Here is a 21667-nt window from a genome sequence, read left to right on the forward strand (position 1 = left end):
GGTGAGCCCCAGCCGCGGCGCGCCGTCCCCGACTAACCCCAGGCTGGTGCCCCCCGCCCCCCCCGCCCCCCCCCGGGGGGGGGCGGCGGTCGCCGCGGGGGGGGCGCTGCCGGGCAGCGCCCGCACCTCGCCGGCGGCCCCGGCGGCGCGCAGCGCGCGGACCACCTCGGCCACCCGGGGGTGCTCGGGCGCGGTCATGGCGGTGATCCTGCCATCGACGCGGCGGCGGCGCCCCGGCCGGACCGGTGCACACCGCTCCGCGGTCCCCTCGCGGGCCGGTCCGTGGACGAGCTCGTCCCGATCGTCAGAGGTGGGGTGCAGGATGCGCCGGTGTCCGGGCTGGTCAGGCCGGTGGCGCGGTCGTTGCTGTGACTGCACCGACACGGTCCACGGACACGCCGCGTCGGCTTGACGCTGTCGGTGGGGTCCGGTCTACTTCTCGGTGTTCGAACACCTGTTCGAACACCGAGCACGTGACCCGGCGCCTCGCGAGGCGGCTTCCCTGTCGGGGTGCGGCACTCGGTGGGGGGCGAGAGTGCGGAGTCTGTCATGAGCCGGGTGCTCGTCGGGGCCGGTGGCCACGTCAGTGAAGAGGTGCAGGTCGAGCGGGGGCCGTCGGGGCCGGCCGGGTTCTGGCGCGGCCAGACCCGCTACGAGGTGGGGGAGCTGCTCGACTCCTGGGTGGAGACCGCGCCGTGGTGGGAGGGCGTGACCGGCGGGGGCCGGCAGGGCGGCGCGTCGGCCGACCTGGTCGCCACCCGGCAGGTGTGGCGGGTGGAGGCGGTGCGGGTCGGCCGGTCGCGGCGCACCTTCGCCGGGGTGTTCGACCTGTCCTGGGAGCCGGCGGGCAACCAGTGGCTGCTGGTCCGGGTGCACGACTGATGGGCGCCGGTCTGGTGGGCGCCGGTCTGGTGGGTGCTGGTCTGGTGGGTGCTGGAGAGGCCCTCAGCCTGCTGCCCGCCGACGAGCTGCCGGCACCGGTGCGCCGGGCGCGGGCCGGGCGGGGCGCGCAGCGCGAGCCGAACCGGGTGGCCCGGCTCGAGTCGGCCGGGAGCGGTGCGGTGCAGGGCGAGCTGGAGCTGGTGCCGGCGCAGCCGGAGCCGGCCACGACGCACGGGACGCACGACGGGACGGGGTGGGGACGCGTGGACCAGGAGCGGACGACGAGGGCGCAGGCCCCGGTCGAGGCACCCGCGGTGGCGCCCGCGCCCGCACCGGCGCCCGCTCGGGCCGCCGCGCCGTCGCAGCCGCAGCTGCCGCTCCCGCCGGCCCTGCCGGTGGCCGCGGCGCAGCTGCTCGGCCAGGCCCACCGCGGGCTGGCCGAGGCGGCCGCCGAGCCGGCCGCCGGCTGGCGGTACGCCACCGCCCACCTGGCCGCGCTGCGCGGCGCCGCGGCGGTGCTGGCCGCCCGCACCCAGCCGGAGACCGGTCGGCGCCGCCCGCGCAGCGCGTGGGTGCTGATCAGCCAGGTCGCCCCCGAGCTGGGGGAGTGGGCCACCTTCTTCGCGGCCGGGGCGCCGAAGCGGGCCGCGGCCGAGGCGGGGCTGTCCTCGGCGGTCACCGACCGCGAGGCCGACGACCTGGTGCGCGACGCCGCCACCTTCCTGCGGGTGGTCGAGACGGCGATCAGCCGGACGCCGCCGAGCGCCCCGGTGCGCCCGCGACCGGGGGCCGGCGACGGCCGCCGTCCGGGGCCCGGCCGGCCGCGTCCCCGCCCGTGAGCGGCGGCACCGACCCCTTCGTCCACCTGCACACCGCCTCGGGCTACTCGATGCGGCACGGCGCCAACCACCCGGCCGACCTCGTCGCCCGGGCCGCCGAGCACGGCATGGGCGCGCTGGCGCTCACCGACCGCGACGGGCTGTACGGCGCGGTCAAGTTCGCGGTGGCCTGCCGGTCGGCCGGCATCCGCCCGCTGTTCGGTGTCGACCTCGCCGTCGACCCGCTCGCCGGCGGCGAGCCGGAGGAGCCGGGGCGGATCCGCGCCGCGGAGCTGCACCGGCGCGCCCACCCGGCGGGCCGGCGGCTGCCCGCCCGCGGCGGGGCCAGCGTCGACCCGCGGCTGCCCCGGGTCACCTTCCTCGCCCGCGACGGCGCGGGCTGGGCGTCGCTGTGCCGGCTGACCAGCGCCACCCACCTGGGCGGCACCCGCGGTGAGCCGGTGAGCTCGCTGCGGCTGGCCGCCCAGCACGCGACCGGGCTGCTCGCGCTGCTCGGGCCCGGCTCCTCGGTGGGCCGGGCGCTCGCCGCCGGGCAGGCCGACCTGGCCCGGGCCCGGCTGGCGGCCTGGCGGTCGGTGTTCGGCGAGGCGGGAGGTCAGCTGGCGGTCGAGGTGGTCCACCACCTCGGCCAGGGCGACCGCACCCGCGCCCAGGCGCTGCTGCGGCTGGCCGAGGAGGCGGGGGTGCCGGCGGTGCTCACCAACGCCGTCCGGTACGTCGACGCCCTCGACGCGCCCACCGCCGACGTGCTCGACGCCGCCCGCCGGCTGGTGCCGCTGGGCCAGCGGCACGTCGACCGGCGCACCGCCGAGGGGTACCTGAAGTCGGGGAAGGAGATGGCCGCGGTCGCCGACGACCTCGCCGGGCCCGACCGCGACGTCGCGGCCCGGTTGCTGGCCACCACTGCGAAGGTCGCCGAGCAGTGCGCCGTCGACGTCCGCGAGGACCTCGGCATCGGCACCGTCCGCTACCCCGAGCTCGACGTGGTCACCACCGCGGCCGAGCGGGGAGCGGGTCCGGCCCAGGTGCTGCGGGCCCGCTGCGAGGCCGGCTTCGGCCGGCGCGGCATGGCCGGCACCACCGCCGTCCGCCGCCGGCTGGACGAGGAGCTCGCCGTCATCGAGCAGCTGGGCTACCCGTCGTACTTCCTCACCGTCGCCGACGTGGTGGCGCTGGTCAAGCAGCTGCGGGTGCGTGCGGCCGCCCGGGGCTCGGGCGCCGGCAGCCTGGTCACCTACCTGCTGGGCATCTCCGACGTCGACCCGATGCGCTACGGCCTGCTGATGGAGCGGTTCCTCTCGCCGCTGCGCCACCAGCTGCCCGACATCGACATCGACGTGGAGTCCGCCCGGCGGATGGAGGTCTACGACGCGGTCATCGACCGGTTCGGGGCGCACCGGGTCAGCTGCATCTCGATGATGGACACCTACCGGGTGCGGCACGCCATCCGCGACGTCGGCGCCGCGCTCGGGCTGCCGCCGGGCGAGGTCGACGCGGTGGCCAAGGCGTTCCCGCACATCCGGGCCAACCAGGTGCACGCGGCGCTGCGCGACCTGCCGGAGCTGCGGGCCAGCCGGCTGGGCAACCGCCGCGGCGGCGGCACCGGCGACCTCGACCTGATGTTCGACCTGGTCGCCCGGCTCGACGGGCTGCCCCGGCACATCGCGCTGCACCCGTGCGGCGTGCTGCTGTCCGACGCCACGCTGCTCGACCGCACCCCGGTGGAGAACAGCTACCTCGGCTACCCGATGAGCCAGTTCGACAAGGACGACGTCGAGGAGCTGGGGCTGCTCAAGCTCGACCTGCTGGGCATCCGGATGCAGTCGTCCATCGCGCACGCGATGGACGAGGTGGCCCGGGTCGACGGGACGGAGCTCGACATCGACGCGGTGCCGCGCGACGACCCGGCGACCTTCGAGCTGATCCGCAGCACCCGCACGCTCGGCATGTTCCAGATCGAGTCGCCCGGGCAGCGGGAGCTGGTCGGCAAGTTCGGCCCGCAGACGTTCGAGGACCTGATCATCGACATCTCGCTGTTCCGGCCCGGACCGGTGAAGAGCGACATGGTCACCCCGTTCCTGATGGCCCGGAACGGCTGGCGCGACCCGGAGTACCCCCACCCCGACCTGGCGTTCGCCCTCGAGGAGACCGCCGGCGTGGTGGTCTTCCACGAGCAGGTGCTGCAGATCGTGGCCCGGATGGCCGGCTGCACCCTGGCCGAGGCCGACGAGGTGCGCCGGGCGCTGGGGGAGAAGGACGCCCATCCCGAGGTGCGGGCCTGGTTCATGCCCCGGGTGCTGGGCGCCGGCTACGCCGAGGAGGTGGCCGAGCGGGTGTGGGAGGTGCTGGTCGCCTTCGGCTCGTTCGGCTTCTGCAAGGCGCACGCGGCGGCGTTCGCGCTGCCCACCTACCAGTCGGCCTGGCTGAAGACCCACCACACCGCGGCCTTCCTGGCCGGGGTGCTCACCCACGACCCGGGCATGTACCCGAAGCGGCTGATCCTCGACGACGCCCGCAACTTCGGGGTGCGGGTGCTGGGGCTGGACGTGAACGCCTCGGCCGGCACCTACCGGGTGGAGCGGGTCGAGCCCGACCCGGAGGAGCCGCCCGCCGAGCGGCCCGGGTGGATGCCGCCGGCGATGCCCGCCCCGGGCCGGTACGGCATCCGGTTGTCGCTGGCCGACGTGAAGGGGATCAACGACGACGAGGTGGCCCGGATCGTCGCCGGGCAGCCCTACCGGTCGCTGGCCGACTTCTGGACCCGGGCCCACGTGTCCCGGCCGGTGGTGGAGCGGCTGGTGCTCGCCGGCGGGTTCGACTCGGTCTACGGGTTCGGGGTGCGCGACAGCGAGGGCGGGCGGCCGACCCGGCGGCGGCAGTCGGTCACCCGCCGCGACCTGCTGCTGCAGATCGGCGAGCTCGACCGGTGGAGCCGCAGCGGCGCGAAGGCCGCCGGCACCGGCCAGCTGGGCCTCGACCTCTTCGGGCTGGCGGAACCGGGCCCGGCGGAGGACGCCCCGGGGCTGTTCGACGTCGCCGGCACCGATGCCGGCGGCCCGCCGGAGTTCGTCAGCTCCGGGTTGCCGGAGTTCACCGACGCCGAGCGGGTGCGCGCCGAGCTCGAGGTGCTGGGGCTGGACGCCAGCCGGCACGTGGTGGAGTTCTACCGGCCGTTCCTGGCCGCGCTCGGGGCCGTGCCGGCGGGCGAGCTGCTGGGCTCGCGCAGCGGCGCGGAGGTGCTGGTGGCCGGGGTGAAGGTGGCCACCCAGACGCCGCCGATCCGCTCCGGGCGGCGGGTGGTCTTCGTGACCCTCGACGACGGCACCGGCTGCACCGACTCGACCTTCTTCGAGGACGTGCAGGGCCCCTATGCGGCCACCGTCTTCCACTCGTGGCTGCTGGTGGTCCGCGGGGTGGTCCGCCGCACCGGGCCGCGGGGGGTCTCGATGCGGGCCACCGGGGCGTGGGAGCTGCCGGCGTTGCACGAGGCGTGGGAGGCCGGCGGGTTGGCCGCGGTCGCCGAGGCGATGGTCGCCCCGGGCGAGTACACCGAGCAGGCGATCACCGGCGCGGCGGCCTCCCGCAGCTCGCGCCCGGTGATGACCCGCCCGGTGCTGGTGCACCCGACCGGTTTCCGGATGTCGCCGTACGCCGACATCAAGCCGGCCGGCGAGGACGCCGCGACGGCGGCCCGCCGCGCGGCGAGCGCACCGCCGCGCAAGCTCTGGCACTCCAGCCCGGGCAGCTCGGGTCACTGAGCGGTGGGGCGTCGACCAGGAACGTCAGCAGCTGGTGCCAGGGTCCACGGCATGACCGGCACCGGTACCGACGCCTTCGACTTCCTGCACGGGCGCTGGGAGGTGCACAACCGCAAGCTCCGCGACGTCACCGACCCCGGCTGCACCGAGTGGGTGGAGTTCGCCGCCACCAGCGAGGTGCGCCCGGTCCAGCACGGGCTCGGCAACGTCGACCAGATGGAGGTGCCCGACCCGCCGGACGGCCCGCCGTTCGAGGGCCTGAGCCTGCGGCTGTGCGACCCGGGCACCGGCACCTGGAGCATCTGGTGGAGCTCCACCCGCGCCCCCGGCCGGCTGGACCCGCCGGTGGTGGGCCGCTTCACCGGGCAGCAGGGTCTCTTCGAGTGCGCGGACGTCCTCGGTGGCCGTCCGGTGCTGGTCCGCTTCGAGTGGCGGGCCGACGCGCACACCCCGGTCTGGCAGCAGTCGTTCTCCTTCGACCAGGGCCTGACCTGGACGGTCAACTGGGTGATGTCGTTCCGCCGTCCGGCGGGTGGGCCCCCGCCGGTGCGGACCCGGTGAGGGGGCGCTCCCGCCACTAAGCTCCGACGGGTGCCCCTGACCGACTCCGCCGCCGCCCAGGCCCCCGCCCGCACGGCCGCGATCTGGGCCGCGCTCGACCCGCTGGTCTCCGCCGGCACCCCGCTGCGGGTGCTCGACGTCGGCGGCGGGAGCGGCATGTTCGCCGTCCCGCTGGCGCAGCTCGGCCACGCGGTGACCGTGCTGGACCCGAGCGCCGACGCGCTGGCCACGCTGGCCCGCCGGGCCGCCACCGCCGGCGCCGGCGACCGCATCCAGGGCGTGCAGGGCGACGGCGACCGGGTGCTGGCCGTGCTGCCCGACGCCGGCCGGCAGCAGTACGACCTGGTGCTGTGCCACTTCGTCCTCGAGGTCGTCGACGACCCGGCGAGCACGCTGCGGTCCATCGCCGACGTGCTGCGCCCCGGTGGCACCCTCAGCACCGCGTCGGCGAACCGGGCCGGCGCCGTCCTCGCCCGCGCGGTGAGCGGCCACCCGGTCGAGGCGCGGGCGCTGCTCACCGGCGCCGACCCCGCCCCCGGCCGCGACCACCGCCCGGCCCGCCGCCGGTTCAGCCCCGAGGAGCTGCTCGGCCTGGTCGCCGCAGCCGGCCTGCAGCCGGGGGAGTGGCGCGGCGTCGCCGTCGTCGCCGAGCTGCTCGGCGCCGCCTCCACCGCCGACCCCGACGCCGTCCGGGCCCTCGAGCTCGCCCTGGCGCCCACCTCGCCCTACCGGGACGTCGCCGGTGGGGTGCACGTGCTCGCCACCCGTCCGTGACCCTGCCGGGCGACCTGCACCTCCCGCCCTACGGCGCGGGCACCCTCGCCGACGTGCTGCCCGGTGCGGCCGCGGTCCTGGGCGCCCCGCGCGGCGGGCCGGCCGACCCGCTCGGGCTGGTCCCGGCCCTCGACGGCGTCCGCCGGGTCGCGGTGCTGCTGGTCGACGGGCTGGGTGCTGACCTGCTGGCCGCCCACCCCGACGACGCCCCGGTGCTCACCGCGCTGGCCACCCCGGCCGGCGTCCTGTCCGCCCCCTGCCCGAGCACCACCCCGGTCAGCCTCGCCAGCCTCGGCACCGGCCTGCCCCCGGGCAGCCACGGCGTCCTCGGCTTCGTCACCGAGGTGCCCGGCCGGCACCGGGTGCTCAACCACGTGCAGTGGACCGACGACCCCGACCCGCGCGCGTGGCAGGCCCAGCCGACCGTCTTCGAGCAGCTGACCGCCGACGGCGTGGCCTGCACCGTGCTGGCACCGCACGCCTTCGAGCGCTCTGGGCTGACCCGGGCGGTCTACCGCGGCGCGCAGTTCCGGTCGGCGGTCGGCCCCGGTGACCTGGTCGCCGGGCTGCACCAGGCGCTGGCGGCCGGCCCCCGCGCCCTGGCCTACGGCTACGTGTCCGAGCTGGACACCACCGGCCACGTCCGCGGCGTCGACTCGCCGGCCTGGCGGCACCAGCTCGCGCTGGTCGACCGGCTGGTCGAGCAGGTCGTCGCGGAGCTGCCCGCCGACGCCGCGCTGCTGGTCACCGCCGACCACGGGATGGTCGACGTCCCGGCCGCCACCCGGCTGGACACCGAGGCCGATCCGCGGCTGACCGCCGGCGTCCGGCTGCTCACCGGCGAGCCGCGTGCCCGCTACGTGCACACCGAGCCCGGCGCCGCCGACGACGTGCTGGCCGCCTGGACCGAGGTGCTCGGCGACCGCGCCTGGGTGGCCGGCCGCGACGAGGCGGTGGCCGCCGGGGTGTTCGGCCCGGTCGCCGACGGGCTGGCCGGGCGCATCGGGAACGTCGTCGCCTTCGCCCGCGGCAGCTGGGCGTTCGTCGCACCCGCGCACGAGCCGGGGCCCGCCCGGCTGGCCGCCTTCCACGGCTCGCTCACCCGCCCGGAGCTGGCCATCCCGCTGCTGGTCGCGCGCGGCGCCTGACGGTCAGCGCGCCGCGACGGGCGCGGTGCTGGGGGTGAGCGACACCAGGTGCCAGGTGCGCCAGTGCACCGGGTGCAGCGCGCGGCAGGTGGTCAGCGCCGCCACCTCCGAGGGGCGGCTCTCCACGGTGACCAGCACGTCGCCGTCCGGCCCGGCCAGGGTGACCGCCCACCGGTCGACCCCGGTGGCCGGGGACGGCAGGTGGTCGACCTCGCGCGGGTCGAGGTCGTGCACGCCGAGCAGGCCCAGCTCCTCGCGGGCGCACTGCTGGGCGGCCTGCGCGGCCGGCGACCAGCCGGCGCGCCCGCGCAGCCAGGGCAGCGCCACCTCGCCGCGGGAGTGCGCGGCCACCAGCTCCGCGCCGTCCGCCGGCACCTGCCCGTAGACGTGCCCGGTGGGCAGCACCAGCACGTTGGCCGCGAACCGGTCGCCGCCCAGGTGGCTGGTCTCCCACACCTCGGCCGCGCCCGCGGCGGTCAGGCCCTGCGCCAGCGGCCGGCCGCGCACGGCGCAGCACGCGTCGTGCGCACCGTGGGTGCACACCAGGTACGTGGGGACGGCGGACGGCTCGCCCACCGACCCGTCCCACGCCACCTCGAGCAGGTCGGCGTCCGCCTCGCGGGTCGACCACCACACCGTCTCCACGCCCGGGGTGGTGTCGGCGATCGCCCAGCGCATGCCGGAGTCGCCCAGCCTGCCGCCGGGGCGGCGCACCAGCTGGATCCGGACGCCGGCCGCCCGGGCCCGCGCCGCCAGCGGCCGGGCCACCGCCGGGTCGAACCGCGAGCCCAGCAGCGCGTCGGGCCCCCACGGGCCGGGCTGCTCGACCAGCAGCCAGCGGCGCGCGGGGGGAGCCGTCGCCGTGACGGCGTCCCCCCGCAGCAGCGCCTGCACCGAGCAGCGCCCGGCGTCCAGCCGCCCGGCCGGGCGGGCCGGCGCGACCGGCTCCTCCTGGCAGAAGTCGGGGGAGTCCTCACCCACCGACCGCGTCATGCCCTCCATCGTGCCCCGTCGCCGCCAGCGGGGGCTCGGCCACCGCGTCGGGGACCACCGCGACCGACTCGGTGACCAGCCGGCGGGCCAGCGTCAGCTGGTCGGCCGGTTCCAGGCCGGGCAGGTCGCCCACCTTGAGCTCGCCGGCCGCGACCAGCGCCGCGAGCGCCGGGGCGGTCGCCGCCGGGAGGTCGTGGTTCCGCCGGCCGCCGACCAGGGTGACCCGGTCGGCCACCGGCTCGCGCAGCTGCACCCGCAGCCGTGGCCGCAGCCGCAGGACCGTGTCGGCGTCCAGCGCGGCAGCGGCCGCGGACTGGGCCAGCGGGGCGACCGGCTGCGGGCGCACCTGCGCCCAGGTCCGCGCGCGCAGCGCCTCGGCGACGGCGGCCGGGTCGACCCGGTCCAGCCAGGTCCGCAGCCCCGCCACCACCGCGGCGACGTCGTCGGCGACGACGTCGGGCCGGGAGAGGTCCAGGCCCAGCGGCATCGCGTGCCGCAGCTCGGGGTCGTCGGCGGCCAGCGTGCGCACCTGGTCGAGCACCTGTTCCGCGGCCGCCCAGCGGGTGACCGAGTGGACGCCGATGGTCAGGTGCGCGCTGATCTGCCCGAGCGCGGTCGCCGAGTGCAGGTAGCCGCGGGGGAGGTAGAGGACGTCGCCGGGCTGCAGCACCGCGTCGATCACCGGCTCGCGCTCGGCGGCAGCGGCCACCGCGGCGGCGCGGTCGTTCCACGGCTGGGTGCGCAGCGGCTCGGTCAGCACCGGCTCGTGGATGGTCCAGTGCTTCTCGCCGGCGACCTGCAGCACGAACACGTCGTGCACGTCGTAGTGCGGGTTGAACCCGCGGGAGGCCGGCGGGGTGACGTAGGCGTTGACCTGCGTGGGGTGCCCGAGGTCGGCGGCGAGCTGGTCGGCGAACTCGACCACCGGCGGCCACAGCCGGTGCAGGCCCTGCAGCACGACGGTGGCCCCGTCGGCGAACAGCCGCAGCACCGAGTCGGAGGAGACCTGGTCGGCCACCTCGGCGCCGGCGCCGCCGGTCGTGGTGAACCGCTTGGGGTCGATGACGGCGCCGTCCTTGGCCATCCGCAGGAACGGCGTGCGCAGCCCGCGGCGGGACAGCAGCTCGTCGACGTCGGCGAGGGTGAGCAGGTCGGCGAACGAGGCGCCGGTGTCCGCGGCGCGCACCAGCAGCGGCCGGCGCGACCAGTACTCGGCGGCGAAGACCTCGGGGTCGAGGGCGGTGGCGCGGCGCAGGGCCGGGCGGTCGTCCTCCGCGGAGGACGCCGCCCGGCCCGGGGAGCTCAGGGACACGGGGTCAGGCCGAGCCGTCCGCGCCGCCGTCGTGCACGCCCGCGGCGCCGCCGTCGGCCGCACCCGAGTCGGCCGGGCCCTCGGCCCCGCCGTCCGCGCCGCCGTCGGCCCCGCCGTCCGCGCCGCCGTCGTGGCCGGCGCCGCCGTCAGCGCCGCCGTCCGCGCCGCCGTCGTGGCCCGCGCCGCCGTCAGCGCTGCCGTCGGCACCGCCGTCGTGCTGGCCGGGCGTGCCCTCGCCGGCGCCGGAGTCGGCCGGCCCCTCGGTGCTGGTCATGTCCTCGTCGTCGAGCGCCATCGGGTTCTCCGATCGTCGTCGTACCGGCCACCGTGCGGTGGCCGCCGGGGTCTTCCTACCGCAGTGATCCACTCGTCACACATGCCGGTCGCGCGCAACCGGTCTGTGGCAAGGTCAACCCCGATGTCCACCTCGCTGGACGCCGGTGAGCCGCGCCGGACACCCCACGAGGACGCCGTCCGGCGTGCCTCGTCGGCGTTCCGCGCGCTGCTCGACGCCGGCTGGTCCCTCCCCCTGCCGGGCGCCGGCGCCACCCTCGACCGCTGGTGCGCGCTCGCCGACCTCGGCGCGCGCGACCTGGCGCTGGCCCGGCTCGCCGAGGGGCACGCCGACGCGGTGGCGGTCCTCGCGGAGCTGGGCGGTCCGCCGGTGCCGGCGACGGCCCGGCTGGGGGTGTGGGCGGCCGAGCCCCCCGGGGGCGGGGTGCGCGCCCGGGAGGCGGCGGACGGCTGGCGGCTCACCGGCCGCAAGCAGTGGTGCTCGGGCGCCCGGGTGCTCACCGCCGCCCTGGTCACCGCCACCGCGGACGACGGGCGCCGGCTCTTCCTGGTCGACCTGGCCGACCCGGGGGCCGCGGCGCGGCCGGGGAGCTGGGCGAACGCCGGGATGGCCGGCAGCGACACCGCCGACGTGCTGCTCGACGGGGTGCCGGCCGTACCGGTGGGCGGACCACGCGCCTACCTGGACCGGCCGGGGTTCTGGCACGGCGGGATCGGGGTCGCCGCGGTCTGGGCGGGCGGTGCCCGCGGCGTGGCCGCGGCGCTGACCGCGGCCGCTCGCGAGAGGGGGCCCGACCCGCTGCGGGACGCCGCGCTCGGCGAGGTCGACGTCCAGCTGTCCGGGGTGGACGCGGCGCTGCAGGTCGCGGCCGCCGAGGTCGACGCCGACCCGCTCGACCGCGCGGGCACCGCCCAGCTCCGGGCGCAGCGGGTGCGCGCGCTCACCGCCACCGCGGCGGAGCGGGTGCTGGCCGTCGTGGGCCGGACGCTGGGCGCCGGTCCCCTCGCGCACGACGGGGAGCACGCCCAGCGGGTCGCCGACCTGACCGTGTACCTCCGCCAGCACCACGGCGAGCGGGACCTCGCCGCGCTCGGCGCGCTGGTGCGGGAGCGGGCGTGACCGAGGACCGGATCGCCGCCCCGGGCACCGGGGAACCGGTCTGGACGGCGTGGCTGGACGGGCAGCGCTGGCCGCGGTGGGCGCCGGACCCCACCTGGCGGCGGGTGGCGGTCTGCGCGGCGCACCCGGACGACGAGGTGCTGGGTGCCGGCGGCGTGATGGCGCTGCTGGCTGCGGCGGGCGTGGCGCTCACCCTGGTCGCCGCCACCGACGGCGAGGGCAGCCACCCCGGCAGCACCGTGCACACCCCCGGGGAGCTGGCCGCGCTGCGGGTCGCCGAGACGGGGCACGCGCTGGCCGCGCTCGGCGTCGCCGCGGAGACCACCCGGCTGCGGCTGCCCGACTCGGGGCTGGCCGCGCGCGAGCCCGAGCTCACCGACCGGCTCGCTGCCGCGGTGGGCGGCTGCGACGCCGTCCTGGCGCCGTGGACCGGGGACGCGCACCCGGACCACGAGGCCGTCGGCCGCGCCGCGGTGGCCGCCGGCCGGGCGCTCGGGGTGCCCGTGTGGCAGTACCCGGTGTGGACCTGGCACTGGGCGGTCCCGGACGACCCGCGGGTGCCGTGGCGGAGCGCGCACCGGGTCGACCTGCCGCCGGCGGTGCGCGCCGCCAAGCGGGAGGCCGTCGGGCGGTTCACCACCCAGGTGCGCCCCGTGGGCCCCGCCCCGGCCGACCGCGCGGTGCTGCCGCCGGACGTGCTCGCCCACTTCGACCGGGACACCGAGGTGCTGCTGGCATGACGCTGCCGCCGAGCTTCTTCGACGCGATGTACGCCGCCGCGGACGACCCGTGGTCGATGCGCACCCGCTGGTACGAGGAGCGCAAGTACGCGCTGACCACCGCCGTGCTGCCGCTCCGGCGGTACGCCGAGGCGCTCGAGGTGGGCTGCTCGGTCGGCGAGCTCACCGCCCGGCTCGCGCCCCGCTGCGACCGGCTCACCGCCTGGGACGCCAGCGGCGCGGCGGTGCGGCGCGCTGCCGCGCGGGTCGCCGGCGACCCGCACGTGCGCGTCGAGCAGGCCGTGGTGCCGCACCGCCCGCTGCCCGCGGTCGACCTGCTGGTGCTGTCCGAGGTCCTCTACTACCTGGGGGACGACGACCTGCAGGCGTTCCTCGCCCAGGCGCGCACCGCGGTCCGGCCCGGCGGCACGCTGGTCGCGGTGCACTGGCGGCACCCGGTGCCGGAGTACCCGCAGACCGGGGACGCCGTCCACGCGGCGCTGCGGGCCGCGCTGCCGTGGCCGCGGGTCGCCACCCACGAGGAGCCGGACCTGCTGCTGGACTGCTGGGTCGCGGCGCCCGCCGGCGACGTGCGGGCGGCCTCGGTGGCCGCCGCCGAGGACCTCTGGTGAGCCGGGTCGACGTGCTCGCGGTCGTGGTGCCCGCCCGCGACGAGGCGGCGTTGCTGCCCGGCTGCCTGGCCGCGCTGGCCGCCGCGGCGGCCCACCCGGGCCTGACCGGGGTGGCGGTGGGGGTGCTGGTCGTGGCCGACGGCTGCACCGACCGGACCGCGGCCGTCGCCGAGGCGGCCGGGGTCGCCGTCGTGCCCGGAGCCGGCCGGGGCGTGGGTGCGGCCCGTGACCTCGGGGCCCGGCAGGCCCTGCGCACCGCGGCGCGGGAGTGGGTCCCCGCCGACCGGGTCTGGCTGGCGTGCACCGACGCCGACAGCCGGGTGCCCCCGGACTGGCTGGTCGGGCAGCGGACGGCCGCCGAGTCGGGGGCCGACGCGGTCGCCGGCACGGTGGTCGTCGACGACTGGTCGGGCTTCCCGCCGGGGGCCGAGGCGGGGTTCACCGCCGGCTACGACGGCTGGCGGGCCGTGCCGGGTGCCGAGCACCCGCACGTGCACGGCGCGAACCTCGGCGTCCGGGGCAGTGCCTACCTCGCGGCCGGCGGGTTCCCGCCGGTGCTGGTCGGCGAGGACCACGGCCTGGTCGACGCGCTGGTGGCCGCCGGGGCGGAGGTGCTGCGCAGCCCGGTGGCGCCGGTGCGGACGTCGTCCCGGCGGGTGGCCCGCGCGCGCCACGGCTTCGCCGCGGACCTCGACCGGCTCGCCTCCCGGCTCGCGGCGGACTGACCCGCTACCCTGTCGAACACGTGTTCGACGTGGGGACGTCGGGTGCGTGCGGGCAGGGGTACCGGGAGCAGGGGAGCAGGGCGCGGGCCGGGCGTGGGGACGCCGCGGCACGGTGACCCCTGCCCTCGGGACGGCGGGGAGGCGACGAGGGTGGGCTGGGCGGGCAGAACAGGAGCCGGGGCGGCGGGGAGCGGGACCGGTCGCGCGGCGGGGTGCACGGTGCTGCACGTCGACATGGACGCGTTCTTCGCCAGCGTCGAGGTCCGCCGGCACCCCGAGCTGGCCGGGACGCCGGTCATCGTCGGCGGCGCCGGCAACCGCGGCGTGGTCACCTCGGCCACCTACGAGGCCCGGGCGTACGGGGTGCACAGCGCGATGCCGACGTCCCGGGCGCTGCGGCTGTGCCCGACCGCCACCGTGCTGCCCGGCGACCTGGCGCTGTACGCCGAGGTCTCCCGCTCGGTGATGGCGCTGTTCCGCTCGATCACCCCGCTGGTCGAGCCGCTGAGCCTGGACGAGGCGTTCCTGGACGTCTCCGGGGCCGGGCGCCGGCTCGGCAACCCGGTCGCCATCGGCGAGTACATCAGGGGCCGGGTCTTCGACGAGCAGGGCATCACCTGCTCGGTCGGCGTGGCCGGCAGCAAGTTCGTCGCCAAGCTCGCCTCCACCCGGGCCAAGCCCGACGGGCTGCTGGTGGTGTGCCCGGCGGAGGTCATGGACTTCCTGCACCCGCTGCCGGTCGGCGCGCTGTGGGGGGTCGGGGCGAAGACCGAGGAGGTGCTGCTGCGGCTGGGCCTGCGCACCGTCGGCGACCTGGCGCACGTGCCGGCGCGCACCCTGCAGCGCGCGCTCGGGCCGGCCGCCGGGGCGCACCTGCACGAGCTGGCCTGGGGGCGCGACCCGCGGCGGGTGGTGCCCGACGAGCCGGAGAAGTCGACCGGGGCGGAGGAGACCTTCGGCACCGACGTCGACGACCCGGCGGTGGTGCACCGCGAGCTGCTGCACCTGGCCGAGCGGACCGCCGGGCGGCTGCGGTCGGCCGGGCACCTGGCGCGCACGGTGAGCATCAAGGTCCGGTTCGCCGACTTCACCACGATCACCCGCTCGCGCACCCTGGAGGTGCCCACCGACGTCGGGCAGGAGCTGTACGACACGGCGCGGGCGCTGTACGACGCCCTCGGGCTGGACCGGGCCCGGATCCGGCTGGTCGGGGTGCGGGCCGAGCGGCTGGTCGAGGCCGACGGCACGCCGCGGCAGCTGGAGCTGGGGGCGCGGGAGCACGGACGCCGGGACGCCGAGCTCGCCGCCGACCGCGCCGCCCGCCGGTTCGGTGCCGGTGCGGTGCGGCCCGCCACGCTGCTGGCCCGCACCCGGGTGCCGGGGGGCGGCACCGGGGCCGCGCTGCCCTCCCGCGGCGACCTCCGGGCGGGCACCCCGCCGACCAGCGCGGACACCGGTCGTGGGCACCGTCCGGACGCGCCGAGGCCGCCGGGCTGACCGACCGTGCGGCTCATGTCACCCTCCGGACGGGGACACCGTGCCCGCTCGCCTTTCGCAGCCCGCGAACGGCTCGTATCCTCGGAGGCACCGCGGGCGGATCGCCGCCGGTGGCCCTTTTGCATTGCGCCCATGGAGGTCGACGTGCCGCTCTCCGAACACGAGCAGCGTCTGCTGGAGCAGATCGAGCGCAGCCTCGTCGATGAGGACCCGAAGTTCGCCTCCGCCGTGCGCAGTGGCAGCCGCAGGTCCAAGGCCCGCCGCCGGTTCCAGCTCGGGGTGGTGCTCATCCCGATCGGCCTGGCCGGCATGGTCGGTGGCGTCGCCGTCCCGTCGGTGGTGCTCGGCGTCATCGGTGCCCTGGTGATGTTCGCCGGCGGGGCCCTCGCCGTCCTGAACTTCAAGACCGGCACCAGCAACGCCCCCGAGGCGGCCGCGCCCGGTGCGCGTCCCGCCGGCGGCCGCCGCGGCGCCGGCCCGAAGGGCCCCAAGGCCCGCAAGCAGCCGCTGAAGAACCGGCTCGAGGAGCGCTTCCGCCGCCGCTACGACCAGTAGCCCGTACTCCGCCGAACGGCCGCCGTCCTCCGGGACGGCGGCCGTTCGCCGTTCCGGGTGCGGACGACGTGCAGCGCGGCTCGACCCGGCCGGCGGCAGGGTCGAGCCGGGTGACCGGAGGTCGAGCCGTGCCGTGGCGCGGCCCTACGTCAGCTCCAGCGGGTCGACCCGGCCGGGGGGAGGGTCGAGCCGCGCGGGCGTCAGGCGGCGGGGCGGGTCCGGCGGGGAGTGTGCGCCGCGACCCACTCCGCCGCCGCGGTCAGCGTCGACGCCGGCGCGAGCGCCGCCCGCACCCGCTGGCCGCGGGTCGCCGCACGGCCCACCGACCGCAGCACGGTGCGCAGCGCCGCGCGCAGCTCGTCCGGGTCGGCCGCGGCCGCGGGCGCGTAGACCGACCGCTCCTCCGCCGTGGCCAGCGTGCGGACCGCCGGCAGCACCTCGGGATCGCTGCCGCCGAGCCGTTCGGAGAGCTCGCGGCCCAGCTGCCGGGGCGTGGCCGTGCCGGCGGCGGGGGTGCCGAGGTCGGTGAGGCGGGCCAGCAGCTCGTCCCACAGCGCGCCCGGGCTGCCCTCGGCCAGCCGCCGGGCCCGCTGCCGCCGGCGTACCAGCGCCGGGGTGAGCGCCAGCACGAGCACCACGCCCGTGAGCGCTGCGGCGACCAGCCACCCGGTCGGCGTCTCGTCCTGCACCGCCTGCGCGGTCGGCAGCGGCACGTAGTCCTGCTCCTCGGGGAGCTGCGCGGGCGCGGGGGCGGGCTCCTGCGCCGGCGCATCCGCGGTGTCCGGGGTGCTGGTCATCGGCTGGGCGGAGTCCGCCCGCGGCGCCCAGGCGAGGGTCGCGGCGCGGCCGTCGGCGATGGGCGTCGGGTCGAAGGGCACCCAGCCGATCCCGGAGAAGAAGGCCTCCACCCAGGCGTGCGCGTCGCTGGTGCTGATCACCCGGTCGTCGCCGCGCTTCTCACCCGCGGTGTAGCCCAGCACCACCCGGGCCGGCACCCCGGCCGCCCGCACCAGCACTGCCATCGACCCGGCGTACTGCTCGCAGTAGCCGCGCTTGTTCCGCAGGAAGTCGACCAGCTGGTCGCCGCTGGTGCCCGGGGACGTCGACAGGCTGTAGGTGAAGCCGTTGCTCCGGTCGGTCAGGTAGTCGTAGATCCCCATGACCCGCTCGTAGGGCGACTGGCCGGGGTCGGTCAGCTCGTCGACCAGGTCGGTGACCTCGGGGGCCAGCGGCGGCACCTGGGTGAAGCGGCGGGTGAACCGGTCGCCGGGGGAGGGTTCCGGTGCCGCCGCGAGCGCCTCCGGCGAGGGGGTCGGCTCGGCGGCGCTCACCGTGTAGGTCTTCCCGGCGGTGGTCTGGCCGCGCCCGAAGATGGTGCCGGTGTCCGGGTCGTACCGCCACGCCGCGCCGCCGCCCTGCATGCGCACCCGCAGCGGGCCGTAGGGGACCGGGAGGAACTGGTCGTCGTGCTCGACCACCTGGACGGTCTCGGTGATCGACCGGTAGGAGCCCTGGTCCACCGGCTGCTGCAGCAGCCCCGGGCCGGCGATCGACTGGTCGCCGTCCAGCCGGCCCATCCGCCACCCGCCGTCGGTGTAGTCGTCGAGCGCGACCGCCCGCAGGTAGCCGGGGTCTTCGACCGAGGAGCGCACCCGCAGCAGCGCCACCGGGTCGGGCTGGGTCAGCTGCCCCTGCAGCTCGGCCACCGGGTCGAGCTTGGTGCCGGTGCTCGCGGGCCCGCCGCCGTCGCCGAACCCCTTGGCCAGCGACCCCTCGCCGAGCATCGGCACGACCAGCGGCAGGGCGACGCCGGCCACCAGGGCCAGCGCGCCGATCCGCAGCGCCGCCAGCGTGCCGGTGCCCAGCGGCGAGCCGGCGCCGGCCCGGCTGGCGGGCAGCCGCGAGCGCTGGTCGGCCCACAGCAGCAGGGCCAGGCCGCAGGCCGGGGCGAGGAACGCGACCAGCGGCACGTGGCCGGTGATCGTGCTGACCGGGACGCAGTAGACGACCAGCAGGGCCAGACCGCCGAGCGCCGGTTGCCGGGCCGCGACCAGCAGGTCGACGGCGAGCGCGATGAGCGCCACGAACACGGTGGTGAGCGCGACGAGACCGGTCAGCGGCAGCGCGGGGGTGGCCTGCTCGTTCACCGCAGTGACGCCGGTGGAGAGCACGTGGCCGAGGTCGGCGGTGCTCGCCCAGGTGGGGACGACGCCGGCCCACGCCTGCTCGGGTGCGTAGCCCGCGGTGAGCATCGCGAACACCAGCAGCAGCTGCACGAGCGGCACCAGCGGCCGGGTCAGGGCGCGCGCGGGGCCGTCGAGCCGGGCGGCGAGCGCCCGCAGCCCGGCGCCGGACAGCGCCACCAGGGCCACCGCCGTCACCACCGGGGGCAGCCACGACCGGCCGGCGAACACCGGGTCCAGCGCGAGCGAGCCGAGCACCACCGCGACACCGCCGGCGATCGCGGTGCCCGCGGCCGGGCGGCCGTCGGGGTGGACGGCGGAGGTGGCCGAGGCGCGCACCGTCGCCCGGGGCGGCAGGGTGGCGGTCACGCCGGCACCCCCGTGGCCCAGGGGACGGGCGCCGCGGCCGGTGCGGCCAGCTGGGCCCACACCTGCTCGACGGTCCGGTCGGCGCGGGCGGCCACGACCTGCCAGCCCGCGGCCCGCAGGGTGCGGGTGGCGGCGTCCTGCCGCTCGAGGAGGTAGGTGCGGGCGCTGGCGTTCATCGGCCGCCGCCCGCGGGTGGCGCCGGCGTCCAGCCAGCTCGCCGGGTCGATGAGCACCGCGATGTCCTGGCCGGGGCCGGAGCGGCTGCCGGCCAGGGCGGCGACGTCCTCGGGCTCGACGGCGCCGAGCAGGCAGACCAGCGGACCGTTCCCGGCGCGCCGCAGCGCCTCCAGGCCGACCTGCAGCCCGGCCGAGCGGGACGGCGTCAGCACCGCGAGCTGCTCGAGCAGGTCGCCGGTCGTCAGCCCGCCGCGCCGGGTCGCCGGCAGCAGCTCGCCGGTGTCGGTGACCACCCGCACCGCCGCGCCGCGCTCGAGCAGGTGGGCGCCGATGGTGGCCGCGGCCTCGACCAGCCACTCCAGCGTGTCCGGGGGCGCCCCGGGGTCGGCGGGCGTGGCCGCGCCCCGGCCGCCGAGCAGGTGGGCGGTCGCGCGGGTGTCGAGCAGGACGGTGGCCGAGGCGCGGGAGGGCCGCTCCTCCTGCCGGACCATCAGCTCGCCGGTGCGGGCGGTGGCCCGCCAGTGCACCAGGCGCAGGTCGTCGCCGTGCCGGTACTCCCGGGTGCTCACGTCGTCCTCGCCGTGGACGGCGATCGACCGTCGGGCGCCCTCGCCGCCGTCGCCGCCCGCGCCGGCGAGCGACGGGCCGCCCTGCAGGGTGCGCACCCGCGGCACCACCAGCAGCGACGCGGTGTCGGTGCCGGCGACGGTGCGCCGCACCAGGCCGAAGGGGTCGACCAGCCGCAGCCGCAGCGGGCCGAGGGTGAACCGGCCGCGCCGGCCGCCGTGCAGGCCGTAGCGCAGCGCGGCGGTCGCGCCGCTGCCCAGCCGGTCGACGACGAAGCGCGGCCGGGCCTGCAGCTCCGGCGCGAGCTGCTCGGACAGCACCCAGAGACCACCGGCGCGGCGGTCGGTGTTCGAGACCTCCAGCAGCACCTCGGCGTCGGCGCCGCGGGCCAGCCGGGGCGGGGTGACGGTGCGCCGGGAGGCGAGCCGGAACCGCTGCCGGGCCACGCCGACCGCGGACAGCACCGGCAGCGCCAGCACGAACAGCGCGAGCTGCACCAGCGACCGCTCGCCGAGCAGCGCACCGAGCACGAGCAGGGTCAGGCCGCCGGCGACCAGGCAGCGGCCGCGCACGGTCAGGGTCGAGGCGGCGTCCGCCAGACGCCCGCGTGCCACGGCGGTCAGTGCCGGGGGACCGGGACGGAGGCGACCAGGTCGGTCACCACGCGCGCGGCGTCCCGGCGGGCCAGCGCGGCCTCGGGGGAGAGCAGCAGCCGGTGGGCCAGCACCGGCACGGCCATCGCCTGCACGTCGTCGGGGAGGACGTGGTCGCGGCCGGCCAGCGCGGCGGTGGCCCGGGCGGCGCGCAGCAGCTGCAGCCCGGCCCGGGGCGAGGCGCCCAGCCGCAGGTCGGGGGAACGGCGGGTGGCCTCGACCAGCGACACCACGTAGCGCCGCAGCGCCTCGGCGACGTGCAGCCGGCCGACCGCGCTGACCAGCGCGCGGACCATGGCGGCGTCGGCGACCGGGGTGAGCGCGGTGAGCGGGTCGGTGACCGCCCGCTCGTCGAGCATGGCGATCTCGGCGTCCCGGCCGGGGTAGCCCATCGACACCCGGGCGGTGAACCGGTCGCGCTGCGCCTCGGGGAGGGGGTAGGTGCCCTCCATCTCCAGCGGGTTCTGCGTGGCGACCACCATGAACGGCCGGGCCAGCTCGTAGGTGACGCCGTCGACGGTGACCTGGCGCTCCTCCATGCACTCCAGCAGCGCGGACTGGGTCTTCGGCGAGGCGCGGTTGATCTCGTCGGCGACCACCAGGTTGGCGAAGACCGCGCCCGGCTTGAACTCGAACGCCCGGCTCTCCTGGTCGTAGACCGCCACGCCGGTGACGTCGCTGGGCAGCAGGTCGGGGGTGAACTGGATGCGGCGCACGGTGCCGTCGATCGAGCGGGCCAGCGCCTTGGCCAGGGTCGTCTTCCCGACGCCCGGCACGTCCTCGATGAGCAGGTGGCCCTCGGCCAGCAGCACCACCAGGGCCAGCCGGACGACGTCGGGCTTGCCCTCGACGACCCGGCTGATGGAGGCCGCGAGCCGGGCGCCCTCGGCGGCGACGTCGAGCTGCGCGGGGTCGAGCCGCGCGGGGTCGGCCTCCGCGCGCTCCAGGTCGGGGACGGGCACGGGGTGCAGCGCCCCCAGTCCGGTGCGGCCCGACTCCAGCTCTGCGGTCCCCTCGCTCACCGGACCACGGTACGTCGAAATCGTTATCGAGCGGTGACCAAGCCGGGCGGCCCGTGCGGGGGCCGACCCACCCCGCCCCACGGTCGCTCCCCACCCCGCCCCACGAACCGCCCCACCGGCCCCCACCAGGAGCCGGTCGCGGCTCCCACCTCCCCCCACCGGAGCCCGCCCGGCCGCCACCGCGGGCCGGCGCCGGGTGCCGGCGGACCCCCGGACGGCGTCCTGAGCAGTCAGGACGCCTCCCGTCGGCACGGCGGGGAGGGGAGAGGGGCGCGACACGGGTCAGAGTGGTGTCGAGTGGGGGCCAGTGGGTTAGTGTGTGGAGCAATGGGGAGGCAGGGTCCACGGAGCGGGCCCAGCAGAGCCACGGGAGGCCAGATGCGGGGGGTGCACCGGTGTTCGTCGGCAGCTACCCCCTGCGCCTCGACGAGAAGGGCCGGCTCGCCCTCCCGGTCCGCTACCGCGAGCTCGTGGCCGACGGCATGGTGATCAAGAAGGGCCAGGAGCGCTGCATCTACGGGCTGACCATGGCCCGGGTCGCCGAGCAGAGCGCCGCCCTCAAGTCGATGGCCCCCGCCGACACCAACGCCGCGCGCATGCACGCGCGGATGAGCTTCGGGTCGATGGTCGAGGTCGAGCCGGACAAGACCGGCCGCATCACCATCCCCGCCAACCTGCGGGAGTACGCCGGCCTGGACCGCGACGTGGTCGTGGTCGGGGTCGACACCCGCTTCGAGATCTGGGACGCCCCCTCGTGGGACGCCTACGTCGAAGAGCAAGAGGCCGTGTTCGCCGCCATGGAGAGCGAGGGGATGCCGACCCTGTCGTAGCTCCCCGTCCACCCCTCGAGACCCCTGCACCACCAGCACCACCCGGTCCTCCGGCCG

19 protein-coding genes and 1 pseudogene are annotated in these 21667 nt (G+C 77.8%); 13 read left to right on the plus strand and 7 right to left on the minus strand.

What is annotated here, in order from left to right:
* Positions 1-198 (minus strand): annotated as a pseudogene (locus tag AB0J00_RS18140) (YbaK/EbsC family protein); the annotation flags it as partial.
* 351 nt (positions 199-549) lie between these two features.
* On the opposite strand from AB0J00_RS18140, the gene AB0J00_RS18145 reads away from it, so the two are divergent.
* From AB0J00_RS18145 to AB0J00_RS18170, 6 genes are read left to right on the plus strand one after another with little or no spacing between them, the layout of a single operon-like run.
* The gene (locus tag AB0J00_RS18145; RefSeq protein WP_357747348.1) at positions 550-882 is read left to right on the plus strand and encodes a DUF6504 family protein; all 333 of its coding nucleotides are present in this window, start codon (positions 550-552) and stop codon (positions 880-882) included.
* Positions 882-1721, plus strand: a complete 840-nt coding sequence (locus tag AB0J00_RS18150; protein WP_357747350.1) for an SAV_6107 family HEPN domain-containing protein — start codon at positions 882-884, stop codon at positions 1719-1721. The genes AB0J00_RS18145 and AB0J00_RS18150 overlap by 1 nt, the downstream gene beginning before the upstream one ends.
* The gene (locus AB0J00_RS18155) at positions 1718-5479 is read left to right on the plus strand and encodes a DNA polymerase III subunit alpha (RefSeq protein WP_357747352.1); all 3762 of its coding nucleotides are present in this window, start codon (positions 1718-1720) and stop codon (positions 5477-5479) included. Before AB0J00_RS18150 ends, AB0J00_RS18155 begins: the two co-directional genes overlap by 4 nt.
* A gap of 51 nt (positions 5480-5530) precedes the next feature.
* A complete protein-coding gene (locus tag AB0J00_RS18160) occupies positions 5531-6040 on the plus strand; it encodes a hypothetical protein (RefSeq protein ID WP_357747355.1) in 510 nt (169 codons plus the stop codon).
* A 30-nt stretch (positions 6041-6070) separates the two neighbouring features.
* A complete protein-coding gene (locus AB0J00_RS18165; protein ID WP_357747357.1) occupies positions 6071-6814 on the plus strand; it encodes a methyltransferase domain-containing protein in 744 nt (247 codons plus the stop codon).
* Positions 6811-7962, plus strand: coding sequence for a nucleotide pyrophosphatase/phosphodiesterase family protein (locus AB0J00_RS18170; RefSeq protein ID WP_357747359.1), 1152 nt, complete (start codon positions 6811-6813; stop codon positions 7960-7962). The genes AB0J00_RS18165 and AB0J00_RS18170 overlap by 4 nt, the downstream gene beginning before the upstream one ends.
* Before the next feature lie 3 nt (positions 7963-7965).
* Here AB0J00_RS18170 and AB0J00_RS18175 read toward each other — a convergent pair whose 3' ends face one another.
* Genes AB0J00_RS18175 through AB0J00_RS18185 form a run of 3 tightly spaced genes read right to left on the minus strand, consistent with a single transcriptional unit; the run spans position 7966 to position 10562 of the window.
* A complete protein-coding gene (locus tag AB0J00_RS18175; protein ID WP_357747362.1) occupies positions 7966-8955 on the minus strand; it encodes a sucrase ferredoxin in 990 nt (329 codons plus the stop codon).
* Positions 8936-10267, minus strand: a complete 1332-nt coding sequence (locus tag AB0J00_RS18180) for a cupin domain-containing protein (RefSeq protein WP_357747364.1) — start codon at positions 10265-10267, stop codon at positions 8936-8938. The genes AB0J00_RS18175 and AB0J00_RS18180 overlap by 20 nt, the downstream gene beginning before the upstream one ends.
* 4 nt (positions 10268-10271) lie before the next feature.
* A complete protein-coding gene (locus AB0J00_RS18185; RefSeq protein WP_357747367.1) occupies positions 10272-10562 on the minus strand; it encodes a BatC protein in 291 nt (96 codons plus the stop codon).
* A 123-nt stretch (positions 10563-10685) separates the two neighbouring features.
* Between AB0J00_RS18185 and AB0J00_RS18190 the strand changes: the two genes are divergently transcribed.
* The 6 genes from AB0J00_RS18190 to AB0J00_RS18215 all read left to right on the plus strand — a co-directional run bounded on the left by AB0J00_RS18190 (position 10686) and on the right by AB0J00_RS18215 (position 15809).
* Complete coding sequence (locus AB0J00_RS18190; protein ID WP_357747369.1) at positions 10686-11681, plus strand: acyl-CoA dehydrogenase family protein; 996 nt, start codon at positions 10686-10688, stop codon at positions 11679-11681.
* Positions 11678-12421 carry a PIG-L family deacetylase gene (locus tag AB0J00_RS18195; protein ID WP_357747371.1) on the plus strand — a complete coding sequence of 248 codons (744 nt, stop codon included), beginning with the start codon at positions 11678-11680 and terminating at the stop codon, positions 12419-12421. Before AB0J00_RS18190 ends, AB0J00_RS18195 begins: the two co-directional genes overlap by 4 nt.
* A complete protein-coding gene (locus AB0J00_RS18200; RefSeq protein WP_357747373.1) occupies positions 12418-13032 on the plus strand; it encodes an SAM-dependent methyltransferase in 615 nt (204 codons plus the stop codon). Before AB0J00_RS18195 ends, AB0J00_RS18200 begins: the two co-directional genes overlap by 4 nt.
* Complete coding sequence (locus tag AB0J00_RS18205; protein ID WP_357747375.1) at positions 13029-13757, plus strand: glycosyltransferase; 729 nt, start codon at positions 13029-13031, stop codon at positions 13755-13757. The genes AB0J00_RS18200 and AB0J00_RS18205 overlap by 4 nt, the downstream gene beginning before the upstream one ends.
* A 219-nt stretch (positions 13758-13976) precedes the next feature.
* Positions 13977-15254, plus strand: a complete 1278-nt coding sequence (dinB, locus tag AB0J00_RS18210; protein ID WP_357747378.1) for a DNA polymerase IV — start codon at positions 13977-13979, stop codon at positions 15252-15254.
* Positions 15255-15398: 144 nt separating this feature from the next.
* Positions 15399-15809: a DUF3040 domain-containing protein gene (locus AB0J00_RS18215; RefSeq protein WP_357747380.1), complete on the plus strand. Its 411-nt coding sequence runs from the start codon at positions 15399-15401 to the stop codon at positions 15807-15809.
* 200 nt (positions 15810-16009) lie between these two features.
* Here AB0J00_RS18215 and AB0J00_RS18220 read toward each other — a convergent pair whose 3' ends face one another.
* The 3 genes from AB0J00_RS18220 to AB0J00_RS18230 are packed head-to-tail and all read right to left on the minus strand — an operon-like array spanning position 16010 to position 20705.
* Positions 16010-18361 carry a DUF3488 and transglutaminase-like domain-containing protein gene (locus AB0J00_RS18220; protein WP_357747382.1) on the minus strand — a complete coding sequence of 784 codons (2352 nt, stop codon included), beginning with the start codon at positions 18359-18361 and terminating at the stop codon, positions 16010-16012.
* Positions 18358-19719, minus strand: a complete 1362-nt coding sequence (locus AB0J00_RS18225; RefSeq protein ID WP_357747384.1) for a DUF58 domain-containing protein — start codon at positions 19717-19719, stop codon at positions 18358-18360. The genes AB0J00_RS18220 and AB0J00_RS18225 overlap by 4 nt, the downstream gene beginning before the upstream one ends.
* A 5-nt stretch (positions 19720-19724) precedes the next feature.
* A complete protein-coding gene (locus tag AB0J00_RS18230) occupies positions 19725-20705 on the minus strand; it encodes an AAA family ATPase (RefSeq protein ID WP_357747565.1) in 981 nt (326 codons plus the stop codon).
* 470 nt (positions 20706-21175) lie between these two features.
* Between AB0J00_RS18230 and mraZ the strand changes: the two genes are divergently transcribed.
* Positions 21176-21610, plus strand: coding sequence for a division/cell wall cluster transcriptional repressor MraZ (mraZ, locus tag AB0J00_RS18235; protein WP_357747386.1), 435 nt, complete (start codon positions 21176-21178; stop codon positions 21608-21610).
* The last annotated feature ends 57 nt before the right edge of the window (positions 21611-21667 follow it).

It is taken from the genome of Modestobacter sp. NPDC049651, assembly GCF_040659695.1.
GTDB lineage: Bacteria > Actinomycetota > Actinomycetes > Mycobacteriales > Geodermatophilaceae > Modestobacter.